Below are 16,017 nucleotides of genomic sequence, written 5' to 3' on the forward strand. Positions count from 1 at the left end.
CCATGTTTCTGATTGATGTTGTAGAAAAATGTAAGGCTAATGACCGCTCAGCACAGGTACAATTGTACAGGCAATACTGTGATGGTATGTACAATGTGGCCATGCGATTTGTTAAAAATTCGGATGATGCCGAAGATGTGTTGCAAGAGTCGTTTATAAAGGCATTTCAAAAAATACATCAATTTAAGGGTGAGGTAACCTTTGGGGCATGGCTAAAAAAAATAGTGATAAATAAGAGTATTGATTTTTTAAAGTCTAAGAAGGAACATTTGGTAGCATTGGATGACAATTATATGCACCCAGTCGAAGATGAGAATTGGAACATAGAAGTAGGTATAAAATTGGACGATATAAAATTGGCTATTAATGATTTATCAGATAAATATAAGTATGTGGTGCTTCTTTTTTTGGTTGAAGGATATGATCACAGTGAGATTTCACAAATATTGGATATTACGGAGACCACTTGTAGAACAAGGTTACTTAGAGGAAAAGGATATCTAAAGGAATTATTAAAAACAAGACGATATGGGACAGGATCTTAGGGAGTTGTTCAAGGAAGAACAAAAGCAGAAGTTCAGCTTAAAACAGGGGCATGAAGACCGTTTTCTCCAAAAGTTGAATGATGCTATGCCTATAAAGAAGAAAGGGTTAAATACGATTTGGTATGCAGCTGCATCAATAATAGTATTGATAGGAATTGGATTTTTAGGCTTTTTGCAATTAAAAATGGATACCAAAGTACCTACAACCATAGTGGATATAGATGCTATTCCGCAAAATGAGGATTTTTCTTTTGGTGACCTTTCGCCAGATTTAAAAAAGGTAGAGAACTATTATGTGGCCAATATTAATCTTGAACTGTCCAAGTTGGAGATTTCTAAGGAAAACAAAAACTTGGTAGACAGCTTTATGGACAGACTGGCTGAGTTAAATATGGAATACATGGATCTAAATAAAGAATTAAATGAACTAGGTCCCAATGACCAAACTATTAGCGCGTTGATTGAAAATTTACAATTACGATTACAATTATTACAGAAATTAAAAAAGAAGTTAAATCAATTAAAATCATCAAAAAATGAACAGATCACCCAAAATAGTATCTAAGCAACTTATCATTGCCTTAGGATTTTTTACACTGGTTTCCGGGGCTTTTGCCCAAAAGGAAAGTAAAACATTTTCAGAAACCTTTAATGTGTCAGAAGATGCAGTTTTAGACATAAATACCAGTTATGCCGATATCGAGTTTGAGACCTGGGACAAGAGTACGGTAGAAATTACCGCAACAGTAGAATTGGAAGGTGCTACAAAGGAAGAGGCCACGTCTTATTTTGAATCTATGCCCATTGAAATCATGGGTAACAGTCAGAAAATTACGGTTAGTTCCAAATCCTCAAGGAACATTTTTATTACGGATCAGGATGTGCATGTTGATTTGGATGAGATGCATATTGAAATTCCTGAAATTGCTTCTTTTGTTATGGAAATGCCTGAGATAGCACCATTTCCTGAAGTCGCTGAAATGCCTCCCTTGCCAACAACAAAAGCCTTTACTTTTGACTATGAGGCGTATAAAAAGGATGGCGATAAATACATGAAAAAGTGGCAGAAGGATTTTCAAAAGAGTTTTGATAAAAAGCATCAAAAACGATTGGAAGAATGGGCAAAAAACATGGAGGAACGTGCCAAGGCCATGGAAGAACGTTTAGAGGAACGTGAAATTAAGCGAGTGGAGATAGAGGAAAAACGAGCTGAAATGCAAGAAAAAAAGGTAGAGATCCGTGAAAAACAAAGAGCTGCAATGGAAGCTGCTAGAGAGGCGAGAGCAGCGATGTACCACGAACAATCTATTTTTATGAATAAGAACGGTGATAATAATGAGTCTAATATATTCTATTTTTCAACCGATGGTGAAAACAAAAATTATAAGATAAAGAAGAATATTAAAATTAAGCTTCCCAAGTCTACCAAAATAAAAATGAACGTTAGGCATGGTGAGGTTAAATTGGCAAAAAACACAAGGAATTTGAATGCGACCTTGTCGCATTCAAGCCTTTGGGCAACAACTATTGATGGAAATGAAACTATCGTCACTGCCGCTTACTCTCCGATAAAAGTTCAAGAGTGGAATTATGGCAACTTAAATACGAAATATTCAAAAGATATTTCCTTGTCCAAAGTTATAGATCTACAATTACAAGCGACTTCCTCAGATATCACAATAGGGCAATTGCTTAAAAAAGCGTACATTAAAAATGATTTTGGCCCTTTGCATATATTGGAATTTGGGGATGATTTTAAAGAGTTGGATGTTTCATTGAAAAATGCAGAATTGAAATTGAAACTTCCAAAAGTGGCTACAGCGATATATGTAAAAGGAAATGCTTCTAGTTTTAGTTCGCCGGCAGCATTACAATTGCAGACTTCTAAAAATGGTAGTTCAACAATTCACAAAGGTTACCACATGAAAGACGGTAGTTCTAGGTCTATCATAATTACTTCAGATTATAGTGAAGTGGTGCTGGAATAGCTATTTCTTCAAAAGTAATGTCCCAAATATATCTGCATTTATCCAACCTTGATTTTTATCCTCTCCCGGTACAAATACCGATCCTATAAAGTTTTCCCTTTCCGTACTCTCATCATTATCACAATAAGCTAGCGCAAAGCCAATTTTCTTTTCAGCTTTTAACATTACCGGTTTACTAGTGTTGTCGTCATTATAAGTATCATCAAATACTTTTAGTTTAATTTCCCAGGTAGTTAGATTATCGGTTGTACTATGTTTGGAACTAATATGATTGTTAAATAATCTGGGAGACTTGTCAGGAGCAAGGTCCACTACATTACCGTCTAAGGCTATATGATAAGCAAAAGCATTGTGGTTATACTGGTGTAGGCCTCCAGAGTTATCCTCGTCAATAAAAATTTCAACACAATCATCGTTCCACCATAACTTTAAGGGGTCTTTGGTACGGTCATACAAGACATCATCCGTAATCTCAATTAGTAGGTAGAGACCTTCTTCGTTCCAAGCCAATTTATATCTGCCATTAAAGTCTTCATGGTCATAAGGTCCCCCAAGCCAATTTTGGTCTAAAGGGTTCCAAGAAATTAGATTCCAAAAATTTTCTGCTGCTGTACCATCAAGGGTAAAGGTGTTATCGGTATATGAAACCTCAATGATGGCCTTGTCTTCCTTGTGCTTATGGGTGTTACATGAGAATAGAACAAGGGCGAAAGTAGCTGTAAAAACTCTTTTCATAGGTCATAAGTTTGGGATTTGAAATACTAAATATAGTAATTTCCTACATTGGAAATTGTATTTTAGTACTGCAAATCCCTTTTTAAACTTAATTACTACCTACTCTTTTATAATTTAGGTTCCCAACCTTGGGTATACTCCCTTTTCCAAAAATTCATGGCCATTTCGTTGTTCAAAACCTTTCCAGTAGTATTGTCGATCTTTAAGGTTTCTCCAGCGTCCTGAGCCATATTCCCTAAATGGCATAACATTGTGGAAATGCTGGCATCTTTAATGTCAGAATGTAAACTTTCATCCTGTCTTATAGCATTAAAGAAGTTGGCTATATGGTTTACATCTAGTTGGCCTTCACCTCTCGTGTTCGTTGTTTCACTGGCTCCGCCTTCCTTTTCTTCTTTCAATAGATTTCCTTGAAGGTCATACAACTGATAAAAATTACGGTCTAGCATTATACTTCCCTTACTACCGTAAATGGTTATGCCACGACCAGGTCTGTCTGGTTTCATGATAGCACGACTATGTCCTGTCCAGGTAATAAACTTATCATTATTAAAAGTATAAGTCACTTGTTGATTATCTACAAACTCCCAATCATCGTCAAAGGTGTATTTTCCACCAAAGGAGGTAACACTGTTAGGAAGGTCAACGCCAAGTGCCCAACGGCAAATATCAATTTCATGAGTTCCGTTGTTATGTATTTCGCCTGTACCATAGTTTCTGAACCAATGCCAGTTGTATGGGTGAACGTTGTCTTTATATTTATCTCTTAATGCAGGTCCTTGCCATAACTCCCAGTCCAATGTTTTTGGTACATCTATTACTTTACCTTTTCCAATGGAACCTCTGTTGTTTGAATAATAGGCCTCTCCTTTGTAAGCTTCTCCAATAATACCATCCCTAATGTCCTTAATAGCACTTATAGAAGTATTGGCAGATCGCTGTTGATTTCCCATCTGGACCTTTTTTCCATATTTTTTTTGCGCGGCTACCAAAAGGTCATTTTCGTAGGGATTGTGGCTACAAGGTTTTTCCACATATACATGCTTTCCAGCTTGTAAGGCCAAAATGGCCATAGGCGCATGCCAATGTTCCGGTGTGGCTATAAAAACAGCATCTACATTTTTATCCTCAAGGACCTTTCTAAAGTCTTTTTCAACCTTAGGGATATAGCCAATGTTTTCCTGGCACCATGTATTGTGTTCTTCCAAGATGACATCATCTACATCACAGCTATACAGAATTTTGGCATTGGAGTCTGTATGAATAGCCTTTACATGGGCTTTTGCCCTACTTCTCACCCCAATAATGGCACAGTTGATTTGGTCATTGGAACCAAGTATACCGGCAAAGGATTTTGTTGGCAATACCAGACTTCCCAGAGTAATGGCAGCTGTACTTGCCGTTGTTTTTTTTATAAAGTTTCTTCTTGTGGTCATGTTTAGTCTTTTGTGATTGGTTTTATCTTTATGTTTTTAAAGGATACCTTGTCTCCATGATCTTGTAGGAGTATATGTCCTTTTTCAGACTCTCCAAAATTTGGCCATTGCACATATTTACTTTCAGAAACCAATTTTTTATAGGCTTCACTTCCACGTTCATATTCCAAAACCTTCATGCCATTTAACCAATGCTCTACATGGCCATCCTTCGAAATAATATGTGCTGTATTCCATTCCCCTATGGGGTTTACATGCTTATTAGGATCTGCTTGTATAAGATCGTACAAAGAAGAGATTGTTCTACTACCGTCATGGTTTCCTAATTTGGCATCTGGATGTCTTTCATCATCTAAAATCTGATATTCCAGACCAATAGATGATCCAGGACCCTTATTGATATCAGTATCTACATAATATTTTATACCACTATTGGCACCTTCGGTTATTTTAAAATCTACCATAAGTTCAAAATCACCATAAAGCTCTTTGGTTACGATATCACCACCAGCTGCAGATTCTGCACCACCAGAAGACAATACCGTAAGTACACCGTCATTTATTTCCCATCCCTGTTCCGGAAACTCATCTAAACGGGCACCACGCCATCCGTTGGTAGTTTCACCATCCCACAGCATTTTCCAGCCTTTCTTAGCCTCATCAACACCAAGTGCATTTTTAGTTATGATTGGTTGTATAGGTGTACTGCGACTATATTTTGATAAACTATCGGTCAATATTTTAATGTTCTTCCAGATAATTTCCGTTCCCTCTGTATTGTCTCCATAAATACTATGTACCTGTAGGGCTATAAATCCTTGAGAGGTTTTGTCATCTATAAGGTGTGCAGCCGGCACATCATTTATCCACGTTTTTATGGTATCACCAATGGCCTCAATACGGTAATGGTTCCAATCATTTTGCTTAAATGCTTTTTGTGCTTCGGGATTGGAGGTCATTGGGTTTAACCATCCCCTTCTTGCCTCATCATAAATACCGGCACTCCAAGCCCTGTCAGAAGGGTCTATTTCTATTTGATAGCCATGTACCCGCCCATCCATATAGTGAGGGTAGCTATTACTTCGAATCTGAATCCCGGAATTCATTGTAGAATCTACCAAATAATCCAGTTCTAAAATAAAATCTCCATACATTTTATCTGTGGTCATAAAGGAATTGGGCGTATCGCTCACTGTAGTACCAACAACACTGTTATCGCGTATGGTATAATTTGCTTCACCTCCTAATTGGGTCCAACCATTAAAGGATTCGCCATCAAAGAGGGAAACCCATGGGGTATCATCTTTGGGTTCTTGTTTGCAGCTAAATAAAAGCCCTAGGCAGAGTAGACCTAAAGCAATAGGATTGGTTCTAGTGTTCATAAATTGGTTGTTGTTAATTAATAAAAAAGCGTCTTAAAAAAGACGCTTGAAGATACAAATTAATTCCTATTGTTTTAATGGGAATTTTCCTTTAAATAATCACCAAAGTTTTCCTTAAACCTATTTAACCTTGGAATGGAGACATTTCTGATATAGGAATTATTGGGATGTTTGCGTTCGTAGTCCTGATGATACTCCTCTGCCTTATAAAATTTGCTAAACGGAGTGACCTCTGTAGTTATTGGGGCGCCGCTGTATACGTCTTGGTCCCTTAAAGCTTGTATATAACCCTCGATAATTTTTTTCTCTTTTTCATTTTTGTAAAAAGCTATGGAACGGTACTGTGTACCACGGTCTGGTCCTTGTCTGTTTAAGGTAGTTGGGTCATGCGAGCCAAAAAACACCTGAACCAATGCAGTGAAGGATATTTCCTTTGGGTCATAATATACTTCTACTGCCTCTGCATGGGTACTTTGCCCACTACCAACCATTTCATAGGTTGGATTGTCCTCTTTTCCTCCGGCGTAACCAGAGATAACTTCCTTTACGCCTTTTACGCTTTCAAAAATTGCCTCCACGCACCAAAAGCAACCACTGGCAAAATATGCAGTTTCATATTCGCTAAGGTCTTGTGGGTTTAGCTTGGCCTTTTTTGTGGTTTGTTCCTTTACCGCCGCAGTGCTTTCAGGTTGGGAATCGATTTTTTTTGTCTTGGACTGACAACTGGTAACGAATAAAGTAGCTACAGCTAGTAGTGATATTTGAAGTAGTTTCATGTTATTTTCTTTTCATGGTTGGGGTAGGTAAGGTACAAAGTCCTTACAGTAGAAATGGTTAAAAAATGTTAAGGTAAAGGAATCTAGTATTATTTTTATGGGATGAACACATTGGTGAATCACTTAAAGGTACTTTCCAAATCGGGAATAGCAATTTTGGATAGTCGAATATCCATGGACAGCTATGTACCTATGGACTTATCTATAAATAATGGGTCGTTAAAAGTTTTTGATATCACTGACCCCGTTGCCTGTCAGGTATATATTGATGAGGTTTTAGAGCAGAAAAAGGGAAAGGTGGCCTATGGTGGCTATTTGGAACAACGTAATCTCTACGCGGATAAATCTAATTTTAATGCTGCGAACGGGCTTAAGAGGGACATTCATTTAGGTGTGGATTTTTGGTGTGATGCACATACTGAGGTGATTACACCGATTGATGGTGTAGTTCATAGTTTTAAAAATAATGCGGTTTCGGGTGACTATGGACCAACCATTGTTCTGCGCCATGATGAGGGCATCCATACTTTTTTTTCTCTGTACGGACACCTTTCCTTGGCATCACTGGATGATTTATTCGAGGGAAAAGTATTTAAAAAGGGGAGTGTTTTGGGTGCATTGGGTACACCGGATATTAATGTAAACTATGCCCCACATCTTCATTTTCAGTTAATAAAGGATATGCAGGGCTACCAAGGGGATTATCCCGGAGTCTGTGCTGCCAAAGATTTGGATTATTTTCAAAATAATTGCCCAAACCCTAATTTACTACTCAACCTATAAGGTAGAATTACCGATAAAAAACACCTTTTTTCGGTAAGGTGTTTTTAGGCTTGATGTCGTTTATCGAGCAAAAAATACACTTTGTCCCAGTTGTTGCAGCATAACGAGAAATGTATGTTTTTCAGCGAATGGGAACCCTTCAAAATACACTTGCGCAAGTTATAATAGTGTAACAAACGCAAGTCATGAAAACAATAGCAACCATCATCTTTATCATCTTCATCGGAACAGCTGCACAAGCCCAAAACAATACTACAGCTATAAATGCTGAGACGGTTGAAATGACGAGTGTTACAGAAACTACCAACGAAATTAAATTGGAGAGCAAGGCCGAGGTTGCCAGACTGTACAAAAGAAAATTCTCAACAATAAAAAAAGAGTTGTCTTTCACTACCAAAAGAAACAAAGCTAAAATGGCTTAATCGAGTTATAAAGTATCAAGTACAAGTATTAAGTACAAAGTTGGAAGTACAAAGTTGGAAGTACAAAGTACAAAGTTGGAAGTACAAAGTATGTTGTAGTGAGTAGATCAAAAAGAGTATAGGGAATCCAGTTCTTTTTGGTGTTCATAATAGAAGTGTCCTTTCCTTGGTGTTCTTATATACCAGAAGTTTTTAGATTTGAAATATTAGACTAGAGATAATAGAACTATTGCCTTTGTTTAACTACTTGTATTTCAGTACACAACTAATGTTATTAAGTGATTAGACCCATCAATTCAAACATTTTGTAGGAATAAGCTTATTAAATTGATTAAACGCATAAAATCATCGATGAATGGAAGGATTATTTGTAGGAAAAAAAATGTAGGAAGGTGTTATTCATCGAAAAAAATGTATTTCATCGGTGAAAATAGACCGTTTGTCGAAAGGCGAATTCTAAAAGGGCATTACCATCAGTTATATAATCACCAAACAACCTACTAATGCGATATATTCTTTTTTTATTACTTGTTATCTGTATGGGGACCTGCGCTATGGCCCAGCACCGAAATTCTGAAGTAAAGGTGAAAACCATTGCTTTACCCATGTCCCAAACGGTTCACCAAACTAATTTTGGTGAAGGTGGGTTCCCTGCAATAACAGGTATTTATGTACTTAAGAATTCCAGGGTAAAACGGGCTTTGGCTTTTAAAGTAAAGTGTAAAATTGTAAAATTGGCTTAGTCCATTGATACGGTTTCTTTCTCTTTTGTTACCATTTTTTCTAATACGGTCCATACATTGTTGGCCACTATTTTTTGGCCCTCTGCAGTAGGGTGAATACCATCTTCTAAATTTAGCTCCGGATTTCCAGCTACACCTTCCAATAAAAAAGGTATCAAGGCAATGTCATTTTCCATTGCCAAACTGGGGAAAATATTTCTAAACTGTGTAGTATATTCAGGTCCCATATTTGGTGGAATTTGCATGCCCGCTAAAATTATCTGGGTATTGGCATTTTTTTCTTTCACCTTATCTATAATCGTCTGTAAATTTTCTTTGGTCTTGTTTAAAGGAATACCACGTAACCCGTCATTGGCACCAAGCTCCAAAACAAACACATCTACCTTTTGGTTCAGTACCCAATCCAAACGGTTAAGTCCGCCAGAAGTGGTCTCCCCACTCAATCCGGAATTAATCACCTTGTATACCAATCCAAGTGAATCTAGTTTTAGTTGAATTTGATGCGGAAACCCTTGCTCTTTCTCCAAGCCATAGGCGGCGGTAAGGCTATTGCCAAAAAACAATATGGTTTTATCATCTGTGGAAACTTCCTCTTGTTGTACTGTTTCTACCCGGTCGGTAGTATTATTAGATTTTACTTTTGCTGGTTGTTCCCCACAATTGATGAATAGGCATACCAATAAAAAATAACTAAACTTTAATACTTTGTGCATAGGCTAGGGTTCTATAAATCAAAATCATTTGCTTATTTTGTTCGCTTGTACAAAATGATTTATGACAAAGATATTAAACGTTAACAACCTAAGGAAAACCTATACCAGTGGTTCAAAAAAATTAACGGTCCTGGATTCTATTTCTTTTGCTATCAATGCAGGGGACACATTTGCTATCGTAGGTCCTTCAGGAAGTGGAAAAACCACTCTTTTAGGGCTCTGCGCGGGATTGGACCAAACAGATGAAGGCACAATAGAATTATGTGGCAGCGAATTAAGCAGCTTAAATGAGGACCAAAGGGCCTTGCTAAGAAATAAAAAAGTAGGCTTTATTTTTCAGGATTTTCAATTGTTGCCCACATTGACGGCATTGGAAAATGTAAGTGTACCCTTAGAATTGCAAGGTGCCCCTAATGCGCTATCGGATGCCCGTGAACTATTGGAAAAAGTAGGTTTGGGAAATAGGCATGACCATTATCCTTCTCAACTTTCAGGTGGGGAACAACAAAGAGTGGCATTAGCCAGGGCCTTTTCCAATACACCCGAGATATTGTTTGCAGATGAACCTACTGGAAACTTGGATGAGGAAACAGGGGAGAAGGTCATAAAGCTCCTTTTTGACCTAAATAAGGAAATGGGCACCACTTTGGTCATTGTTACACACGACCTTGATTTGGCCAAACTTACCCAAAAAGTGATACGCTTAAAAGGTGGCAAATTAATTTCTAATGAAATAAACCCTGTAGCTTGAGCGATATAAAAAATTCTTCCACCACACCAATCAGCTGGCTTTTTAAAATGGCTTGGCGCGATAGTAAGGCAAGTGGTAAGCGCTTGTTTCTTTTTATGGCATCCATAGTTTTGGGAATAGCTGCTGTTGTGGCCATACAATCGTTTAGTGATAATTTACAAGATAATATTGGACTGCAGTCAAAAGCACTCATGGGGGCAGACTATCTTATAGACAGTAACCAGCCAGCCAATGAGCGCGTTTTGGAAATTATAGATTCCTTGGGTGGCTATGATGCTATGGAAGTAAATTTTGCCTCCATGGCAGCTTTTCCAAAATCGGGCGCGGCAAAATTAGTACAGGTTAGGGGAATTGAGGGTGGTTTTCCCTTTTATGGAGAATTGGAAACTGAACCTGTTGCAGCGGCAAAAACCTATCAAGTTAAGGAGGGTGCTTTGGTAGACGCTACCGTTATGTTGCAGTTTGACCTTAAACCTGGTGATAGTATTAAATTGGGTAATAGTACCTTTCCTATTATCGGTTCCTTGATTACCGCTCCAGGGAGTACGGGCATAGGGGCTTCGGTAGCGCCTCCCGTCATAGTGCCTTTTAAGTTTATGGAACCTAGTGGACTGCTACAGAAAGGGAGTAGGCTAGGGTATAATTATTATTTTGTTGATCCCGATGCAGACTTAAAAGCCTTGGATAAAGCGGTAGACCCTTTGTTGGACGAGCAAAATGCCGATATGGACACCCATACCGCTACAAGTCAGCGCTTGGGAAGAAGGTATGACAACGTAGGTAGGTTTTTAAATTTAGTGGCGTTTATTGCCCTATTATTGGGTTGTGTGGGCATTGCCAGCTCAGTCCATATTTACATTAAGGAAAAATTAAAGGCCGTTGCAGTTTTAAAATGTTTGGGGGCGACCAGAAAGCAGACCTTTCTTATTTATTTGATTCAGATAGCCGGTATGGGATTGGTAGGTGGTATTATAGGCACTGCTATCGGACTATTGCTACAGCAGTCATTTCCCATGATTTTACAGGAGTTTTTGCCTTTTACGGTAGAAATCAGCACCTCATACCAATCTATTGTTGTTGGGTTGTTACTCGGGCTATTCATGTCCGTATTATTTGCCCTTTCACCATTGATTACCACTTGGTATGTATCTCCATTACAAGTGCTAAGGGTACAGGAAACAAATAAAGACAAGTCCAAAAAAGCCCAAATTACCGTACTTTTTGCTATTGTACTCTTCGTTTTTCTTTTCGCCTTTTGGCTACTGGGTAGGTTTACCTTTGCCCTAAGTTTTGTGGTAGGTATCCTAATAACCTTTGCTATTTTAGGGGGCGTAGCCTTATTTTTTATGAGATTGGTGAAACGCTACTTTCCTAAATCATGGAGTTTTACCGCACGCCAAAGTTTACTGAACCTTTTTAGGCCTAATAATCAGACAGCGGTTTTGATATTGGCTATTGGTATCGGTAGCTTTTTGATAAGCACCCTATATTTTACGAAGGATTTTTTAATGGCCAAAGCTACGCTTGAAGCCAATGAGACCAGTCCTAATATTATTTTGTTTGATGTGCAGACGAACCAAAAGGCCGATGTTATAAATACCATTACCCCTAAAGGATTGCCCATACTGGATAATATTCCCATTATTACCATGCGATTGGAACGTATAAAGGATAGAACTGTAAACGATATCCGCTTAGATACCACTACATCAATAAACAAATGGATTTTAAACCATGAGTTTAGGGTAACCTATAGGGATTCCCTTATTGGTTCCGAGAAGTTGGTTTCTGGAGATTTTAATGGCCCATATGTACCTGGGCAACCGGTACTTATTTCCTTATCGGATAATGTAGCGGGGGATGCACAGGTGATTGTTGGCGACACCTTGCTGTTCAATGTACAAGGTATGCTTATGGAAACCGTTGTAGGAAGCATACGCCAAGTAGATTGGGGCAGAATGCAATTAAACTTTTCCGTGGTATTTCCCACAGGGGTTTTGGAGAATGCACCACAGTTTCATGTGTTGACCACCAATGCGCCAGACAAGGTGGCCTCGGCAAATTTACAACGGCAATTGGTAAAGCAGTTCCCTAATGTGAGTGTCTTGGATTTGAGACAGGTAATCAACCTTATAGAAGGTATTTTGGACAAGATATCTTGGGTCATTAGTTTTATGGCATTTTTTAGCATCCTAACCGGAATAATTGTGCTTATTGGCTCGGTACGAAATAGTAAACATCAACGTATTCGTGAGAATGTATTGCTGCGCACACTCGGTGCCAAGAGCAAGCAGATACTACAGATTACGGCCTTGGAATACCTGTATTTAGGTGTTTTGGGAAGTGGTATTGGTATTTTACTTTCCTTATTGAGTAGCCAGTTATTGGCATTGTTTCTATTTGAAACACCTTTTGTGCCTTCGGTAATACCCTTTTTGGTGGTATTCCCAGGAATTACACTTTTGGTATTGTTAATAGGTCTGTCTAACAGCAGGCAGGTGTTAAATAGTCCCCCATTACAAGTATTAAGAAAAGAGACCGCATAGGAATAATATCTTATTTAGCTGTTTTATTATCCTACAATCTGTATTTTAGGGGTGTTCCTACATTAGGAATAAGTTTAATTATACATATACATTTTTGTTGGCAACTGTATCAGCTCGATTTAAAATGATTGCCTAAATTTAACTTTAGACATCCTAATAAAGGGAATTTTGAATGAATGGATTAAAGCAAATTATTGTTCTTGCCCAGTTGGCATTATTAATCCCGATTTTAAATTCTTGCTATCAACACAATAACAAAACTTTAAATGTCCTTTTAGTCGGCAACAGTAGTATTTATTTCAATAATATGCCAATAATGCTTGAATACATTGGCAATAAAAATGGACAGGACATAAAGACAAAATTAATTGCGTTTGGTGGCAATACCCTACAAGACCATTTGAACGAAGGGATTGTCGAAAAAACGCTTGATTCCCAGAGTTGGGATTTTGTAGTTCTCAACGAACAAAGTACATTGGGAGAAAATTACGTAGTGAACGGTGTTCAAAGAGTAAAAGAAAGTGAATCATTTTACGAAAGCGTTAGAAAATTTGATTCAATGATCAAAAAACGAGGTGCCAAAACCATAATTATCTCATTGTATGCTCGAAAAAACGTACCCAAGATAGACGGAGAAATCTTGGACTATTCTTATATGAAAATTGCCAAAGAACTTGGTCTTGCACTTTCTCCGGTAAGCTACACATGGAAAAGTATATTAGAAGAAAAAAACAATTGGCAACTCTATCAGGACGATAATCTACATCCAACTCCACTTGGCTCTTTTGTTACGGCCAATGTCCTATATTCGACCATAACTCAAAATAAAAGTATTTCATTTATCGGAGAAATAACTGGACCTTTCATAGATCAACTTGATGGAATTACTTATAACGATTCACTTGTTGATTTAATTAAAATAGACAAATCCAAATCTGAAATAATAAGTGAAAGAGCATATGAAAAAGTTTTAGACCTAAAAAAATCTGGAGGATATTATCCAATATCAAAACCTGAATGAAATATTTCTGAAAATCCAAACGGGAAAAACACAGTTGCCAACAATACCTAAGGCAAATAGGGCATAAAGTGCTAAATTTAATGGCTTGGTTTTATTTGCCAAGTCCGCCAAATCTTATGTTTTTAGCTTTGGAACAAAAAATAAAACTTAACAAAAAGCTCTGGCTAAAAATGCAGACAGAAACTGGCCAGCGCGCCAACTCGCCCACTGCTGTCGCAGATGGCGTACCTACGCACTACACTTCGCTAAACCGTTGAACCCATATATTGACCAAACCTAGAAAAAGAATTGAATTGAGAAATTCTTAAAAATAGAAAATACCACAACCTAGGTATCTATCCATATTTGCATCCAATCTTTCCTGGCAATCAAAATCCACCAGTATTTTAACATTTTTGGGAATAAATTCTTTATTTTTAAAACCATAACCTTCCCGTGTTCGGCAAGAACATAAATACAAGAAAAAAATACGAATGGAGTTTACCAGTGAACATTTGACCAAAGCGAAAACCCGGTCCGATTTAAAAAAAATAGCCAAAAAAAATAACATTCCTATAGAAAAAACACTTAGGAAATTAAGCTACGAAGCAGAATTACGGGAGTTACAGTCAGAACTAGTGAGTCTACAGAAATGGGTTGCCGATAAGAACATGAGGGTCGCCGTAATTTTTGAGGGTAGGGATGCCGCTGGAAAAGGAGGCTCCATAAAAAGGTTTAACGAGCATTTAAACCCAAGAACCGCCCGTGTGGTGGCACTTAACAAACCTACCAATGAAGAACAGGGGCAATGGTACTTTAGAAGATATATTAAAGTACTGCCCAATCCGGGTGAGATTGTATTTTTTGACAGGAGCTGGTACAATAGGGCCGTGGTAGAGCCGGTTATGGGTTTTTGCACAGAGGATCAATACAAAAAGTTTATTGTCCAGGTTCCGGAATATGAACATTTGTTATATGAGGATAATGTAAAAATCATCAAGTTTTGGTTTTCGATCTCTAAGGAAGAACAAAAGAAAAGATTTGATTCCCGTTTAAATAATCCCTTAAAGCGGTGGAAATTTAGCCCGGTAGATATGAAAGGTCAGGGTTTATGGGACGAGTATACGCACTATAAGGAACAGATGTTCAGTAAGACACATACCAATTATAGCCCATGGGTCATTGTAAAAACAAACAGTAAAAAACAGGCACGTCTGGAGAGTATGCGCTATGTGCTGTCCCAATTTGATTATGATGGTAAAGGGCAATCCAAGGTAACACTTTTACCGGATCCAAATGTGATCATGGGATACCACCGAAGTGCAGTGCAAATAGATATTTAATAGGGCCAAAATGAAGAAAGATAAATACACAAAAGAAGAAATGGACCTATTTAACTCTATAATAGGTTTACACACCCTTTTAAAAAGGAAGAACAACAACCCGGATAAGGCATTGGAGGAAATCAAATACCTAACCGTGTTAAGAGAGAAGCAGGAAGAGCTCATAAAGCTTCAAAATTGGGTAATTGATAATGATGAGAAAGTAGTGATTCTATTTGAAGGTAGGGACGCTGCCGGCAAAGGGGGTGCCATCAGAAGAATTACGGAATATATAAATCCAAGACATTTTAGAAAAGTTGCCTTGAACAAACCTACCGAGGATGAAAGCAAGCAATGGTTTTTTCAACGCTATATCAACCAACTGCCCAAACCTGGAGAAATAGTTTTTTTTGATCGTAGTTGGTACAATAGGGCGGTTGTGGAACCCGTAAATGGTTTTTGTACAGAAAAAGAGTACGAAACATTTATGAGGCACGTAAATGATTTTGAAAGGATGCTTATTGACGCTAACATTCATTTGGTGAAGTTCTATTTTTCTATCAATAAAGAAGAACAGGCCATACGGTTCAAGGATATCAAATCCAATCCCTTAAAACGATGGAAAATGACTCCCGTAGATGAGAGAGCACAGGAATTATGGGACGAGTATACCAAATATAAAGAGCGTATGTTTGAGGCAACACATACAGAAATAGCACCGTGGTTGATTATTCATGCCAATAATAAATCTTCGGCCCGCTTAAAAGCAGTTTCCCACCTACTGGAAGTTGTTCCTTACAAGTAAATGTTATAGGTAAAAGGGATAGGGAAACCCAAATACTAGTATAGCGATTCATTATTGTAATAGGTACTCC

General features: G+C 37.8%; 16 protein-coding genes. 11 read left to right on the forward strand and 5 right to left on the reverse strand.

The window, feature by feature from the left end; translation table 11 throughout:
* The first annotated feature begins 2 nt into the window (after nucleotides 1-2).
* Genes ACOCEA_RS15400 through ACOCEA_RS15410 form a run of 3 tightly spaced genes read left to right on the forward strand, consistent with a single transcriptional unit; the run spans nucleotide 3 to nucleotide 2,533 of the window.
* Complete coding sequence (locus tag ACOCEA_RS15400; RefSeq protein WP_420757158.1) at nucleotides 3-545, forward strand: RNA polymerase sigma factor; 543 nt, start codon at nucleotides 3-5, stop codon at nucleotides 543-545.
* Complete coding sequence (locus ACOCEA_RS15405) at nucleotides 529-1,110, forward strand: hypothetical protein (RefSeq protein WP_420757159.1); 582 nt, start codon at nucleotides 529-531, stop codon at nucleotides 1,108-1,110. The genes ACOCEA_RS15400 and ACOCEA_RS15405 overlap by 17 nt, the downstream gene beginning before the upstream one ends.
* Complete coding sequence (locus ACOCEA_RS15410) at nucleotides 1,082-2,533, forward strand: hypothetical protein (RefSeq protein WP_420757160.1); 1,452 nt, start codon at nucleotides 1,082-1,084, stop codon at nucleotides 2,531-2,533. The genes ACOCEA_RS15405 and ACOCEA_RS15410 overlap by 29 nt, the downstream gene beginning before the upstream one ends.
* Here ACOCEA_RS15410 and ACOCEA_RS15415 read toward each other — a convergent pair whose 3' ends face one another.
* From ACOCEA_RS15415 to msrA, 4 genes are all read right to left on the reverse strand, one after another.
* A complete protein-coding gene (locus tag ACOCEA_RS15415) occupies nucleotides 2,534-3,268 on the reverse strand; it encodes a sugar-binding protein (protein WP_420757161.1) in 735 nt (244 codons plus the stop codon). It lies immediately after the preceding gene.
* A 107-nt stretch (nucleotides 3,269-3,375) separates the two neighbouring features.
* Entirely contained in the window at nucleotides 3,376-4,704 is a 1,329-nt protein-coding gene (locus tag ACOCEA_RS15420; RefSeq protein WP_420757162.1) for a Gfo/Idh/MocA family oxidoreductase, read from the reverse strand.
* 2 nt (nucleotides 4,705-4,706) lie between these two features.
* The gene (locus ACOCEA_RS15425) at nucleotides 4,707-6,086 is read right to left on the reverse strand and encodes a 3-keto-disaccharide hydrolase (protein ID WP_420757163.1); all 1,380 of its coding nucleotides are present in this window, start codon (nucleotides 6,084-6,086) and stop codon (nucleotides 4,707-4,709) included.
* A gap of 74 nt (nucleotides 6,087-6,160) precedes the next feature.
* Nucleotides 6,161-6,862: a peptide-methionine (S)-S-oxide reductase MsrA gene (msrA, locus tag ACOCEA_RS15430; protein WP_420757164.1), complete on the reverse strand. Its 702-nt coding sequence runs from the start codon at nucleotides 6,860-6,862 to the stop codon at nucleotides 6,161-6,163.
* 102 nt (nucleotides 6,863-6,964) lie between these two features.
* Here msrA and ACOCEA_RS15435 point away from each other — a divergent pair, with 102 nt between their 5' ends.
* The 3 genes from ACOCEA_RS15435 (at nucleotide 6,965) to ACOCEA_RS15445 (ending at nucleotide 8,810) form a co-directional block, all read left to right on the forward strand.
* The gene (locus ACOCEA_RS15435; RefSeq protein ID WP_420757165.1) at nucleotides 6,965-7,645 is read left to right on the forward strand and encodes a peptidoglycan DD-metalloendopeptidase family protein; all 681 of its coding nucleotides are present in this window, start codon (nucleotides 6,965-6,967) and stop codon (nucleotides 7,643-7,645) included.
* 185 nt (nucleotides 7,646-7,830) lie between these two features.
* Entirely contained in the window at nucleotides 7,831-8,067 is a 237-nt protein-coding gene (locus tag ACOCEA_RS15440) for a hypothetical protein (protein ID WP_420757166.1), read from the forward strand.
* A 503-nt stretch (nucleotides 8,068-8,570) separates the two neighbouring features.
* Nucleotides 8,571-8,810, forward strand: a complete 240-nt coding sequence (locus ACOCEA_RS15445; RefSeq protein ID WP_420757167.1) for a hypothetical protein — start codon at nucleotides 8,571-8,573, stop codon at nucleotides 8,808-8,810.
* On the opposite strand, the gene ACOCEA_RS15450 is transcribed toward ACOCEA_RS15445, so the two are convergent.
* Complete coding sequence (locus tag ACOCEA_RS15450; protein ID WP_420757168.1) at nucleotides 8,807-9,523, reverse strand: arylesterase; 717 nt, start codon at nucleotides 9,521-9,523, stop codon at nucleotides 8,807-8,809. The two genes, ACOCEA_RS15445 and ACOCEA_RS15450, sit on opposite strands and share 4 nt — an antisense overlap.
* Before the next feature lie 61 nt (nucleotides 9,524-9,584).
* On the opposite strand from ACOCEA_RS15450, the gene ACOCEA_RS15455 reads away from it, so the two are divergent.
* The 5 genes from ACOCEA_RS15455 to ppk2 (ACOCEA_RS15475) all read left to right on the forward strand — a co-directional run bounded on the left by ACOCEA_RS15455 (nucleotide 9,585) and on the right by ppk2 (ACOCEA_RS15475) (nucleotide 15,947).
* Nucleotides 9,585-10,274, forward strand: coding sequence for an ABC transporter ATP-binding protein (locus ACOCEA_RS15455; protein ID WP_420757169.1), 690 nt, complete (start codon nucleotides 9,585-9,587; stop codon nucleotides 10,272-10,274).
* Between the two features lie 47 nt (nucleotides 10,275-10,321).
* A complete protein-coding gene (locus ACOCEA_RS15460; RefSeq protein WP_420757256.1) occupies nucleotides 10,322-12,820 on the forward strand; it encodes an ABC transporter permease in 2,499 nt (832 codons plus the stop codon).
* A gap of 316 nt (nucleotides 12,821-13,136) precedes the next feature.
* A complete protein-coding gene (locus tag ACOCEA_RS15465; protein ID WP_420757170.1) occupies nucleotides 13,137-13,841 on the forward strand; it encodes an SGNH/GDSL hydrolase family protein in 705 nt (234 codons plus the stop codon).
* Nucleotides 13,842-14,314: 473 nt separating this feature from the next.
* Nucleotides 14,315-15,163 (forward strand): polyphosphate kinase 2, encoded by an 849-nt coding sequence (gene ppk2, locus ACOCEA_RS15470; RefSeq protein WP_420757171.1) that lies wholly within the window; start codon nucleotides 14,315-14,317, stop codon nucleotides 15,161-15,163.
* Between the two features lie 10 nt (nucleotides 15,164-15,173).
* Nucleotides 15,174-15,947: a polyphosphate kinase 2 gene (ppk2, locus tag ACOCEA_RS15475; protein WP_420757172.1), complete on the forward strand. Its 774-nt coding sequence runs from the start codon at nucleotides 15,174-15,176 to the stop codon at nucleotides 15,945-15,947.
* Nucleotides 15,948-16,017 lie beyond the last annotated feature (70 nt).

The organism is Maribacter luteocoastalis (genome assembly GCF_048890225.1).
Lineage (GTDB): Bacteria > Bacteroidota > Bacteroidia > Flavobacteriales > Flavobacteriaceae > Maribacter > Maribacter luteocoastalis.

Coding starts and splice junctions, on each gene's coding strand:
- ACOCEA_RS15445 (WP_420757167.1), top strand. CDS start 8,571: ATGCGATATATTCTTTTTTTATTACTTGTTATCTGTATGGGGACCTGC.
- ppk2 (WP_420757172.1), top strand. CDS start 15,174: ATGAAGAAAGATAAATACACAAAAGAAGAAATGGACCTATTTAACTCT.
- ACOCEA_RS15450 (WP_420757168.1), bottom strand. CDS start 9,523: ATGCACAAAGTATTAAAGTTTAGTTATTTTTTATTGGTATGCCTATTC.
- ACOCEA_RS15455 (WP_420757169.1), top strand. CDS start 9,585: ATGACAAAGATATTAAACGTTAACAACCTAAGGAAAACCTATACCAGT.
- ACOCEA_RS15465 (WP_420757170.1), top strand. CDS start 13,137: ATGCTTGAATACATTGGCAATAAAAATGGACAGGACATAAAGACAAAA.
- ACOCEA_RS15400 (WP_420757158.1), top strand. CDS start 3: ATGTTTCTGATTGATGTTGTAGAAAAATGTAAGGCTAATGACCGCTCA.
- ACOCEA_RS15435 (WP_420757165.1), top strand. CDS start 6,965: ATGAACACATTGGTGAATCACTTAAAGGTACTTTCCAAATCGGGAATA.
- ppk2 (WP_420757171.1), top strand. CDS start 14,315: ATGGAGTTTACCAGTGAACATTTGACCAAAGCGAAAACCCGGTCCGAT.
- msrA (WP_420757164.1), bottom strand. CDS start 6,862: ATGAAACTACTTCAAATATCACTACTAGCTGTAGCTACTTTATTCGTT.
- ACOCEA_RS15425 (WP_420757163.1), bottom strand. CDS start 6,086: ATGAACACTAGAACCAATCCTATTGCTTTAGGTCTACTCTGCCTAGGG.
- ACOCEA_RS15405 (WP_420757159.1), top strand. CDS start 529: ATGGGACAGGATCTTAGGGAGTTGTTCAAGGAAGAACAAAAGCAGAAG.
- ACOCEA_RS15420 (WP_420757162.1), bottom strand. CDS start 4,704: ATGACCACAAGAAGAAACTTTATAAAAAAAACAACGGCAAGTACAGCT.
- ACOCEA_RS15440 (WP_420757166.1), top strand. CDS start 7,831: ATGAAAACAATAGCAACCATCATCTTTATCATCTTCATCGGAACAGCT.
- ACOCEA_RS15460 (WP_420757256.1), top strand. CDS start 10,322: ATGGCTTGGCGCGATAGTAAGGCAAGTGGTAAGCGCTTGTTTCTTTTT.
- ACOCEA_RS15415 (WP_420757161.1), bottom strand. CDS start 3,268: ATGAAAAGAGTTTTTACAGCTACTTTCGCCCTTGTTCTATTCTCATGT.
- ACOCEA_RS15410 (WP_420757160.1), top strand. CDS start 1,082: ATGAACAGATCACCCAAAATAGTATCTAAGCAACTTATCATTGCCTTA.